At 47.8% G+C, this 10,314-nt stretch carries 12 protein-coding genes and 1 riboswitch; all 12 genes read left to right on the top strand.

Going from position 1 to position 10,314, the window contains the following annotated elements; genetic code table 11:
• A partial coding sequence (locus tag ACTSEZ_RS16610; RefSeq protein ID WP_369735369.1) for a hypothetical protein occupies nucleotides 1-215 on the top strand: 215 nt, incomplete at its 5' end.
• A 93-nt stretch (nucleotides 216-308) separates the two neighbouring features.
• Nucleotides 309-431, top strand: coding sequence for a hypothetical protein (locus ACTSEZ_RS16605; protein ID WP_369735368.1), 123 nt, complete (start codon nucleotides 309-311; stop codon nucleotides 429-431).
• A gap of 479 nt (nucleotides 432-910) precedes the next feature.
• Nucleotides 911-1,453: a DUF2179 domain-containing protein gene (locus ACTSEZ_RS16600; protein ID WP_369735367.1), complete on the top strand. Its 543-nt coding sequence runs from the start codon at nucleotides 911-913 to the stop codon at nucleotides 1,451-1,453.
• Nucleotides 1,450-1,650, top strand: a complete 201-nt coding sequence (locus tag ACTSEZ_RS16595) for an NETI motif-containing protein (protein ID WP_369735366.1) — start codon at nucleotides 1,450-1,452, stop codon at nucleotides 1,648-1,650. The genes ACTSEZ_RS16600 and ACTSEZ_RS16595 overlap by 4 nt, the downstream gene beginning before the upstream one ends.
• 85 nt (nucleotides 1,651-1,735) lie before the next feature.
• Nucleotides 1,736-1,837, top strand: a riboswitch (purine riboswitch).
• A gap of 159 nt (nucleotides 1,838-1,996) precedes the next feature.
• Complete coding sequence (gene purE, locus ACTSEZ_RS16590) at nucleotides 1,997-2,485, top strand: 5-(carboxyamino)imidazole ribonucleotide mutase (RefSeq protein ID WP_369735364.1); 489 nt, start codon at nucleotides 1,997-1,999, stop codon at nucleotides 2,483-2,485.
• A complete protein-coding gene (gene purK, locus ACTSEZ_RS16585) occupies nucleotides 2,478-3,602 on the top strand; it encodes a 5-(carboxyamino)imidazole ribonucleotide synthase (protein WP_369735363.1) in 1,125 nt (374 codons plus the stop codon). The genes purE and purK overlap by 8 nt, the downstream gene beginning before the upstream one ends.
• A gap of 16 nt (nucleotides 3,603-3,618) precedes the next feature.
• Nucleotides 3,619-4,911, top strand: a complete 1,293-nt coding sequence (purB, locus tag ACTSEZ_RS16580; protein WP_369735362.1) for an adenylosuccinate lyase — start codon at nucleotides 3,619-3,621, stop codon at nucleotides 4,909-4,911.
• A 118-nt stretch (nucleotides 4,912-5,029) separates the two neighbouring features.
• On the top strand, nucleotides 5,030-5,761 hold the full coding sequence (gene purC / locus ACTSEZ_RS16575; protein WP_369735360.1) for a phosphoribosylaminoimidazolesuccinocarboxamide synthase: 732 nt from the start codon (nucleotides 5,030-5,032) through the stop codon (nucleotides 5,759-5,761).
• Nucleotides 5,749-6,003 (top strand): phosphoribosylformylglycinamidine synthase subunit PurS, encoded by a 255-nt coding sequence (gene purS, locus ACTSEZ_RS16570; protein ID WP_029285470.1) that lies wholly within the window; start codon nucleotides 5,749-5,751, stop codon nucleotides 6,001-6,003. The genes purC and purS overlap by 13 nt, the downstream gene beginning before the upstream one ends.
• On the top strand, nucleotides 6,000-6,683 hold the full coding sequence (purQ, locus tag ACTSEZ_RS16565) for a phosphoribosylformylglycinamidine synthase subunit PurQ (protein ID WP_369735358.1): 684 nt from the start codon (nucleotides 6,000-6,002) through the stop codon (nucleotides 6,681-6,683). The genes purS and purQ overlap by 4 nt, the downstream gene beginning before the upstream one ends.
• Nucleotides 6,667-8,895 carry a phosphoribosylformylglycinamidine synthase subunit PurL gene (gene purL / locus ACTSEZ_RS16560; RefSeq protein WP_369735356.1) on the top strand — a complete coding sequence of 743 codons (2,229 nt, stop codon included), beginning with the start codon at nucleotides 6,667-6,669 and terminating at the stop codon, nucleotides 8,893-8,895. Before purQ ends, purL begins: the two co-directional genes overlap by 17 nt.
• Nucleotides 8,871-10,298 carry an amidophosphoribosyltransferase gene (gene purF, locus ACTSEZ_RS16555; RefSeq protein ID WP_342825776.1) on the top strand — a complete coding sequence of 476 codons (1,428 nt, stop codon included), beginning with the start codon at nucleotides 8,871-8,873 and terminating at the stop codon, nucleotides 10,296-10,298. The genes purL and purF overlap by 25 nt, the downstream gene beginning before the upstream one ends.
• Nucleotides 10,299-10,314: the final 16 nt, after the last annotated feature.

Genomic DNA, 10,314 nt, shown 5'->3' with positions numbered 1-10,314 from the left:
ACGTTGCCAGGCACGCAGAAAAAAAGGACAGCAGAGATGCTGTTCTTTTTTTCGTTTTCATAAAAAGAGAACCCTTAAACCCGGGAGGGTTTGGGAAGGGTGACCAGGAATGCTGTTCGACTTCCATCCGGAGGGTTGGGAGGAGCGAGCAGGTCGAGGAAGTGAGGGAGAGAAGACCGGAGCGTACGAATGTACGTGAGGATCTGAACGAGTGAAGCTGACGAAGAGATGCGAAGCTCATCGCAGGCCGGATGCCGAAGCACGGAAGTTAAGCTCTCAGCGCCGATGGTAGTTGGGGGTTTCCCCCTGTGAGAGTAGGACGTTGCCAGGCACGCAGAAAAGAGGACAGCAGAGATGCTGTCTTTTTTGTTGTTAAGCAAGAAATCGGCGGGGTACATAGTGCAGACAAATGGCTCAATCGTACCCTGTAAAACTGTCATTCGATTTGGCAGGGTAAGTAAATGTCCGAATCGTACCCTCGGAAACTGTAAAACGATATCGGAGGGTAAGCAAACGCCTGAATCGTACCCTCCAAAACCGTAAATCGATATCATAGGGTAAGCAACCGCCCGAATCGTACCCTCGTAAACCGAGAAACGATATCGGAGGGTAAGCAACCGCTTGAATCGCACCCTACCAAACCGTAAATCGATATCAGAGGGTAACCAAACAGCTAAAACACTTTAATCTGCCCGCCGGTTTTGATCAAAGCCCTCTCACTTTTGTTCTTCTTTGCTGAATCGTCCGACAGCTTTCTCGCCACCATCATAGTAGCAAAACAAAACACCCGCTATCCGCTCCTCTTCCATTGTGTCTTTCCCAAATCTTTAGTAACATATGACCTGTTACCTTTAATATGAGCAGTTTGCAGCTCGCAGAATGAGGGTTATCATGTTAGGAGGAAAATTCATTGCTGTCCAATAGTTTGATGATGATTTTAATCATCTTGGTAATTAATATTGTTTATGTATCCTTTTTTACGATAAGGATGATTTTGACGCTTAAGGGCCAGAGGTATCTTGCGGCTTTTATCAGTACGATAGAAGTTGTGATTTATGTCATCGGCCTTGGTCTTGTGCTTGATAATTTGAATGAGATTCAGAATTTGATTGCGTATGCGGTCGGATACGGAATTGGCGTTATTGTAGGGATGAAGATTGAGGAAAAGCTTGCTCTCGGGTATATTACAGTTAACGTGATTTCGACTGAAAGCGAGAAGGACTTGCCCGGTACTCTGAGAGACAAAGGGTATGGGGTAACGGACTGGATGGCAAATGGCCGTGAGGGTGACCGGCTGGCGATGCAGATCCTCACTCCGAGAAAATATGAACTGAATTTATATGCAGCAATAAAAGAGCTGGATCCTAAGGCGTTTATTATTGCGTTTGAGCCGAAGACAATCCACGGCGGCTTCTGGGTGAAGGCGGTAAGAAGGGGTAAGATTGAGGTATGACGGACAAGCCGAAAAAGCGAAAGTTTGAGGTTGGAGAAGGCGAAAGCATCGACAGCTGCCTTTCCCGCATGCAGAGAGAGGGCTATATGCCTGTAAGAAGAATGGAAGAGCCGATTTTTAAAGAAGAAAAGATAAATGGTTCAATTGAAGTGGTACCTTGTGGGAAAAAGATTGTTTTTGAAGGAAAGTTAATCTAAATACGAACGTTTTAGACGGAAGTTATTACATCGTTCGATTTTTCGTTGACAACTTCCGAACCAGGCTGTTATGATTATGTTGGATATGCAAACGAATGAATGACCTCATATAAAGTCGGGAATATGGCCCGAAAGTTTCTACCCGATAACCGTAAATTATTGGACTATGAGGGAAAGTGATCGTTGACCAGACATGGAACAGCTTTTTTATTAATGTTCTTATGACCGGTTTGCAGTGCTTTCTCTTGTAGAGAAGGTTTGCAGACCGGTTTTTTTCATGGAGAAATAATGCAGGGTGTCTTGCTTTAAGACGCTAATACAGCTGGATAAGAGGCGGGGGATATAGATGGAACCATTGGTTGGAATTATAATGGGCAGCACGTCAGATTGGGAGACGATGAAGCACGCCTGCGAAGTTCTCGATGAGCTTCAGGTGCCTTATGAGAAAAAAGTGGTTTCCGCTCATCGCACTCCTGATTATATGTTTGCTTATGCAGAAGATGCAAGAAATAGAGGGTTGAAAGTGATTGTAGCCGGGGCAGGAGGAGCTGCTCATCTGCCTGGCATGGTTGCAGCCAAAACAACACTCCCTGTGATTGGAGTGCCTGTTCAATCAAAAGCGCTGAACGGCATGGACTCGCTGCTGTCTATCGTGCAGATGCCTGGCGGTGTTCCGGTAGCAACTGTTGCCATCGGCAAAGCAGGTGCAGTCAATGCAGGTCTGCTTGCAGCCCAGATTCTCTCAATCTCAGACAGTTTACTTGCCGGAAAACTTGACGCAAGGCGGGAAAAAACACGGAACACCGTGCTGGAAAGCAGTGATGACCTTGTCTAAGCAAACGATTATGCCAGGTTCAACAATCGGAATTATCGGCGGCGGCCAGCTAGGCAGGATGATGACAGTGGCTGCAAAAAGCATGGGGTATGACGTTGCAGTCCTTGATCCTACTCCGAACTCACCCTGCGGTCAGCTCGCAGACTATGAAATAACGGCTTCCTACAACGATTTGGAAGCTATTAAGAAACTTGCAGAACTTAGCGATGTGATTACGTATGAGTTCGAAAACATAGATTACGAGGCTTTAAAGTGGATTGAAGCGAATGCCTATTTGCCTCAGGGTTCTGCACTTCTGTCATTGACACAGGATCGCGGCACAGAGAAAAAAGCGATCACTGATGCCGGATGCACTGTTGCAGACTACCGGATTGTCGAAACAGAAACGGAGCTTGCCTCCGCTGCAGAGGAACTTGAGCTTCCATGTGTATTGAAAACATGCCGCGGCGGCTACGATGGTAAGGGGCAGGCTGTCATCAGGCGGAAGGGCGACCTAGAGTCAGCAGCAGAGCTCCTGAAAAACGGAACATGCATCCTTGAAAAGTGGGTGCCGTTTCTAAAAGAAATCTCGGTTATTGTCGCCAGAAACTCAAATGGAGAAATCCATTCCTTCCCGATTGCGGAAAACGTTCATGTCAACAATATTCTTCACCAGAGCATTGTACCTGCAAGAATTGGGGAAGGCACAGCCCGTGAAGCAGAGAAACAGGCTGGTCAGCTAGCTGCTGCTTTTAACCTTGTCGGCACGCTTGCAGTTGAAATGTTTGTCACAGAAGAGGGAAGCATTTTAATTAACGAGCTTGCGCCAAGACCTCATAATTCAGGTCATTACACCATCGACCTCTGCGAAACAGATCAGTTTGAGCAGCATATCCGTGCTGTGTGCAATCTGCCGCTCGGGAAGCCAGTTTTGCTGCATCCAGGCATCATGGTGAACGTTTTAGGCGAACATATGCCTCTGATTTCAAATAATCTTTCGTTATTCAGTGAAGGTAAGATATACTTGTACGGTAAAAAAGAGGCAAAGCACAGACGGAAGATGGGGCATGTCACTTTTTTAACAGAGAGCATTGACCAAAAAGAAAAAGAAATCAATAACTTATGGGGTCAACAATAGAACGGAGGATTTATCAATGATTGAACGATACACAAGACCTGAAATGGGTGCGATCTGGACGGAGGAAAACCGTTTCCAGGCATGGCTTGAAGTAGAGATACTTGCTTGCGAGGCATGGGCTGAGCTTGGACATATTCCAAAGGAAGACGTAAAACTGCTCCGCCAGAATGCATCTTTTGATATGAACCGCATTAAGGAAATTGAAGAAGAGACGCGTCATGACGTTGTTGCCTTCACAAGAGCCGTTTCTGAAACGCTTGGTGAGGAGCGCAAGTGGGTTCATTACGGATTAACGTCTACTGACGTAGTTGACACTGCATTATCCTATCTTCTGAAACAGGCAAATGCGATTCTCTTAAAAGACATCGAAAACTTTGTTGAGATTTTGAAAAACAAAGCGATTGAGCACAAATATACAGTCATGATGGGACGCACACACGGTGTGCACGCTGAGCCGACTACCTTCGGACTGAAGCTTGGCTTATGGTATGAGGAAATGAAACGGAACCTTGAGCGCTTCAAGCGTGCAGCAGAAGGCATTGAGTTCGGCAAAATGTCAGGTGCTGTCGGTACATATGCAAACATTGACCCTTTTGTTGAAGCATATGTGTGTGAAAAATTAGGGCTACAGGCTGCGCCAATCTCGACTCAGACTCTTCAGCGTGACCGCCATGCCGATTATATGAGCACACTGGCTCTGATCGCGACATCCATTGAAAAATTTGCAACGGAAGTGCGCGGTCTTCAAAAGAGTGAAACACGCGAGGTTGAGGAATTCTTTGCAAAAGGCCAAAAAGGTTCTTCTGCTATGCCGCATAAACGCAACCCGATTGGATCTGAGAACATGACAGGTCTTGCGAGAGTCATTCGCGGACATATGCTGACAGCCTATGAGAACGTTCCGCTGTGGCACGAGCGTGATATTTCACATTCATCTGCAGAGCGCATTATTCTTCCTGATGCGACGATTGCCCTTAACTACATGCTGAACCGTTTCGGCAATATTGTGAAGAACTTGACGGTGTTCCCTGAAAACATGAAGCGTAACATGGACCGCACACTTGGGCTGATTTACTCTCAGCGCGTTCTTCTTGCCCTGATTGATTCCGGCATGACTCGCGAGCAGGCTTACGATATCGTTCAGCCAAAAGCGATGGAAGCATGGGAAAGACAAGTGCCGTTCCGAAGCCTTGTAGAAGCAGACGGGACGATCACAGACCGTCTTTCAGCTGAAGTGATTGCTGACTGCTTCGACTACAACTACCACTTAAAAGGTGTCGATACAATTTTTGAACGCTTAGGTCTGTAAGCTTACATTTTAACGGAAGAGGTAAATAGAGATATTTGCCTCTTTTTTAAAAATACCGGGCGATTCCGCACTTCGAAAGTTCCCAATATTCAGTCTACCCACCCAAGGAGGATAAGGCATGACAACCGAAAAATTGAACCTGCTTTATGAAGGAAAGGCAAAGAGAATTTACCGCACGAATGAAGAATCCGTTTTGCTTGTTTCATATAAGAATTCCGCAACCGCGTTTAATGGCGGGAAGAAGGCAGAGATTGAAGGGAAAGGCCGCCTGAACAATGAAATTTCATCGCTGCTCTTTGAGAAGCTTGCTGAGAAAGGGATTGAGAGTCATTTTATTAAAAAGCTTTCAGAAACAGAGCAGCTTGTCAAAGAGGTAACCATTGTTCCCCTTGAGGTTGTTGTGCGCAACATTATGGCAGGAAGCCTCTCTAAGCGGCTGGGGATTGAGGAAGGAACACCGCTTAAAAAGCCGATTGTTGAATTTTATTACAAAGATGATGCACTTGGGGATCCCCTCATAACAGAGGATCATATCGATGTGCTTGAAGCGGCGACAAAAGAGCAGGTACAGGAGCTTAAAACCGCTGCGCTAAAAGTAAATGATGTCCTTATTTCCCACTTTAAGCAGTGCGGAATCCGCTTAGTAGATTTCAAGCTTGAATTTGGTTTAACGAAAGAAGGGGAGCTTCTTCTTGCAGATGAAATCTCTCCGGACACTTGCCGCCTGTGGGATGAAGAGACGAATGAGAAGTTTGATAAAGATGTATTCCGCCGCGATATTGGCAGTTTAACAGATGCATATTCAGTGATTTTAAACCGTTTAGGAGGAGAAGCAGCATGTACAAAGTAAAGGTATTCGTTACACTCAGAGAGAGCGTTTTAGATCCGCAGGGAAGCGCGGTGCAGCACGCATTGCACAGCATGAACTACAAAGAGGTCAGCGATGTCCGGATCGGAAAGTACATGGAGCTTGCCATTGAAAAAACGGAGCGCGATCTGGACGCGACGGTCCGCGAAATGTGTGAAAAGCTTCTGGCCAACACGGTGATTGAAGATTACCGCTATGAGGTGGAGGAGGTTGTGGCACAGTGAAATTCGCCGTTATCGTTTTTCCGGGGTCAAACTGTGACATCGATATGTTCCACGCCATCAAGGATGAGCTTGGGGAAGAAGCTGAATACGTATGGCATGATGAGACCGACTTAAGCCGTTTTGACGGCATTCTGCTTCCTGGAGGATTCTCTTATGGAGATTACCTTCGTTCCGGTGCGATTGCCCGTTTTGCAAACGTTATGAAGGAAGTTGTGAAAGCAGCCGAAGCCGGCAAGCCGGTGCTGGGTGTCTGCAATGGTTTTCAGATTCTGCTTGAAGCGGGTCTTTTGCCGGGTGCGATGAAACGCAATGAGAACCTGAAGTTCGTTTGCCGCCCGACAAATCTTGTCGTTCAAAATGACAAGACAATGTTTACTTCTGCTTATGAAAAAGAACAGGTCATTTCAGTGCCGATTGCACACGGGGAAGGAAACTACTACTGTGATGAACTCACATTAGCGAGATTAAAAGAAAACAATCAGATCGTTTTCACCTATGAAAATAATCCGAATGGAAGTTTAGTAGATATCGCCGGGATTGTGAATGAAAAGGGCAATGTTCTTGGCATGATGCCGCATCCTGAGCGCGCAGTTGATGAGCTGCTCGGCAGCGCAGACGGACTGAAGCTGTTTAAATCGATCGTGAAAAACTGGAGGGAATCTCATGTCACTACTGCTTGAACCAACTCAGCAAATGATCAAAGAAGAGAAAATCTACCGCCAATTCGGCGTCAGTGATGATGAGTTCAGCATGATTGAAGGCATCATGGGCCGTTTGCCGAACTATACAGAGCTTGGCATTTTCTCTGTTATGTGGTCAGAGCACTGCAGTTATAAAAACTCAAAGCCGGTGCTGAAGAAGTTCCCGACTTCAGGCGAGCATGTTCTTCAGGGTCCGGGAGAAGGCGCAGGAATTGTTGATATCGGAGACGGTCAGGCTGTTGTGTTTAAAATCGAGAGCCACAATCACCCTTCTGCGATTGAACCCTATCAGGGTGCGGCGACAGGCGTAGGCGGCATCATTCGTGACGTATTTTCAATGGGAGCACGTCCTATTGCTCTATTAAACTCTTTGCGTTTTGGGGAATTGACGTCACCGCGTGTTCGCTACTTGTTTGAAGAGGTTGTAGCAGGAATCGCAGGCTACGGAAACTGCATCGGCATCCCGACAGTAGGCGGCGAAATCCAGTTCGATCCTTCCTATGACGGCAATCCGCTTGTAAACGCCATGTGTGTTGGTCTAATCAACCACGAGGATATTAAAAAAGGCGTGGCAAAAGGAATCGGCAACACCGTTATGTATGTGGGAGCGAAAACAGGGCGCGACGGCATTCACGGCGCTACTTTTGCCTCAGAGGAACTGACGGATTCATCTGATGAAAACCGTCCGGCCGTACAAGTCGGAGATCCTTTCATGGAAAAGCTTTTGCTTGAAGCTTGTCTAGAGGTTATTAAATGTGATGCCCTTGTCGGCATTCAGGATATGGGAGCAGCCGGACTGACGAGCTCGACAGCTGAAATGGCGAGTAAAGCGGGATCCGGCATTGAGCTCAACTTAGATTTAGTGCCTCAGCGCGAAGCGGGCATGACACCTTATGAAATGATGCTCTCCGAATCACAGGAGCGGATGGTTCTCGTAGTAGAACGCGGACGCGAGCAGGAGATCACCGACATTTTTGACAAATATGAGCTTGAAGCAAAAGCAATTGGCACCGTAACAGACGATAAAATGCTCCGCCTTCTTCATAAAGGAGAAGTTGTGGCGGAAATTCCAGTCGATGCGCTTGCGGAAGAAGCACCGGTCTACCACAAGCCTTCAGCTGAGCCTGCTTACTATAAAGAATTTCAGGCTATGGAACAAACTGCACCTGAAACGGGCGATTTAAAAGAAACGCTGATGAGCCTTTTAAAGCAGCCGACGATTGCAAGCAAAGAATGGGTATACGACCAATACGACTATATGGTCCGCACAAACACAGTTGTGGCACCGGGATCAGATGCTGCTGTTCTCCGCATCCGCGATACGAACAAGGCACTTGCCATGACGACGGACTGCAATTCAAGATATCTTTACCTTGATCCTGAAACAGGCGGCATGATTGCAGTTGCAGAAGCAGCGCGCAACATTGTCTGCTCAGGAGGAAAACCGCTTGCTGTGACAGACTGCCTGAACTTCGGCAATCCTGAAAAGCCGGAGATTTTCTGGCAAATCGAAAAAGCAGCTGACGGCATGAGTGAAGCGTGCCGCGTGCTGAATTCACCGGTTATCGGCGGAAATGTTTCTCTGTACAATGAAACGAACGGCACGGCTGTTTACCCGACACCGGTCATCGGCATGGTCGGACTGATAGAAGATACGAAGTACATCACGACTCAGTCATTTAAAGAAGCGGGAGACCTCATTTATGTGCTTGGCGAGACGAAGAATGAGTTCGGAGGAAGCGAGCTTCAAAAGCTCACATACGGCAGAATCTTCGGCAAAGCTCCTGAGCTTGATCTTGCGGTAGAAGCAGACCGCCAGGCAAAAGTAGCAGCAGCCATCCGAGCAGGACTTGTTGCATCTGCACACGATGTCGCTGAAGGCGGTTTGGCCGTAGCAGCAGCCGAAAGCACATTCGGCACGAACGGACTTGGAGCAGATCTAACCGTTGATGGCGAAGCAGCAGTTGCCCTGTTCAGCGAAACACAATCCCGTTTTATCCTGACAGTAAAACCTGAGCACAAGACGGCTTTTGAACAATTGACAGGTGCCGCACTGATCGGACGTGTCACAGGAGATGGCATCTTCACGGTGAAAAACGGAGCAGGCGATCTTCTTGTTCAGGCTGAGGCAGCTGAGCTTGAAGCAGCCTGGAGAGGAGCGATTCCATGCTTGCTGAGATCAGAGGACTAAACGAAGAGTGCGGAGTGTTTGGTATTTGGGGACACTCCGAAGCTCCCCAAATTACGTATTACGGTTTGCACAGTCTTCAGCACCGCGGCCAGGAGGGTGCCGGAATTGTTTCAACAGACGGCAGCAAGCTGACATGCGTCAAAGGCCAGGGCCTGATTACGGAAGTATTCAGCGGCGGGCGCCTGAATGACATCAAGGGAAAAGGCGCAATCGGCCATGTCCGCTATGCAACGGCAGGCGGCGGAGGGTTTGAAAATGTTCAGCCCCTTTTGTTCCGTTCAGAAAGCGGAGGCCTTGCCCTTGCCCATAATGGAAACCTTGTAAATGCGAACGGACTTAAACATCAGCTTGAGCATCAGGGCAGTATTTTTCAGTCCACTTCCGATACAGAAGTGCTTGCCCACCTCATCAAACGAAGCGGCTACAGCTCGCTGAAGGATAAAATTAAAAATGCCCTGACCATGATAAAAGGAGCTTATGCGTTCCTGATCATGACAGAAACAGAAATGATGGTTGCCCTTGATCCGAACGGACTGCGTCCGCTTTCGATCGGCATGCTCGGGGACGCTTATGTTGTGGCCTCTGAAACATGTGCTTTTGATATTATAGGAGCTGAATATTTGCGCGAGGTTCAGCCGGGGGAACTGCTCATCATTAATGATGACGGCCTTCAGTCAGAACGCTTTTCGGTAAACGTCAACCGCGCCATCTGCAGCATGGAATATATTTATTTTTCAAGACCTGACAGCAACATCGACGGCATCAACGTGCACACTGCCCGGAAAAACCTGGGCAAGCGCATGGCCATTGAAGCGCCGTTTGAAGCAGACGTTGTAACAGGCGTTCCGGATTCAAGTATTTCAGCAGCTATTGGCTATGCGGAGGCTTCTGGTATACCATACGAGCTTGGTTTGATTAAGAACCGCTATGTCGGCAGGACGTTCATTCAGCCGTCCCAGTCACTAAGGGAGCAGGGCGTGAAAATGAAGCTGTCTGCTGTCCGCGGAGTTGTTGAAGGAAAGCGCGTTGTCATGGTTGACGATTCCATCGTCCGCGGAACGACGAGCCGAAGAATCGTGAACATGCTTAGAGAAGCGGGAGCAACGGAAGTGCACGTCTGCATTACGTCTCCGCCAATCAGCAACCCGTGCTTCTACGGAATTGATACATCCTCTACAGAAGAGCTGATTGCAGCGACGCACTCAGTGGAAGAAATCAGGGAAATCATCGGAGCGGACACCCTGACATTCCTCAGTGTCGAAGGGCTGCTCGAAGGCATTGGACGTCAGTATGAAGGCGAGCGCCGCGGGCAGTGTCTGGCTTGTTTTACAGGGAAATATCCGACAGAGATTTATCCGGATACAGAATTGCCTCATGAAAAGGAAGAAGTGCTGACGAAATAAGAGCGGGAGGAATAAA

Source organism: Metabacillus mesotrionivorans (assembly GCF_052171315.1).
In the GTDB taxonomy this organism is placed as follows: Bacteria; Bacillota; Bacilli; order Bacillales; family Bacillaceae; genus Bacillus_P.
Note: the sequence above shows the minus strand (reverse complement) of the source record. Positions and strands in the feature narration are given on the sequence as shown.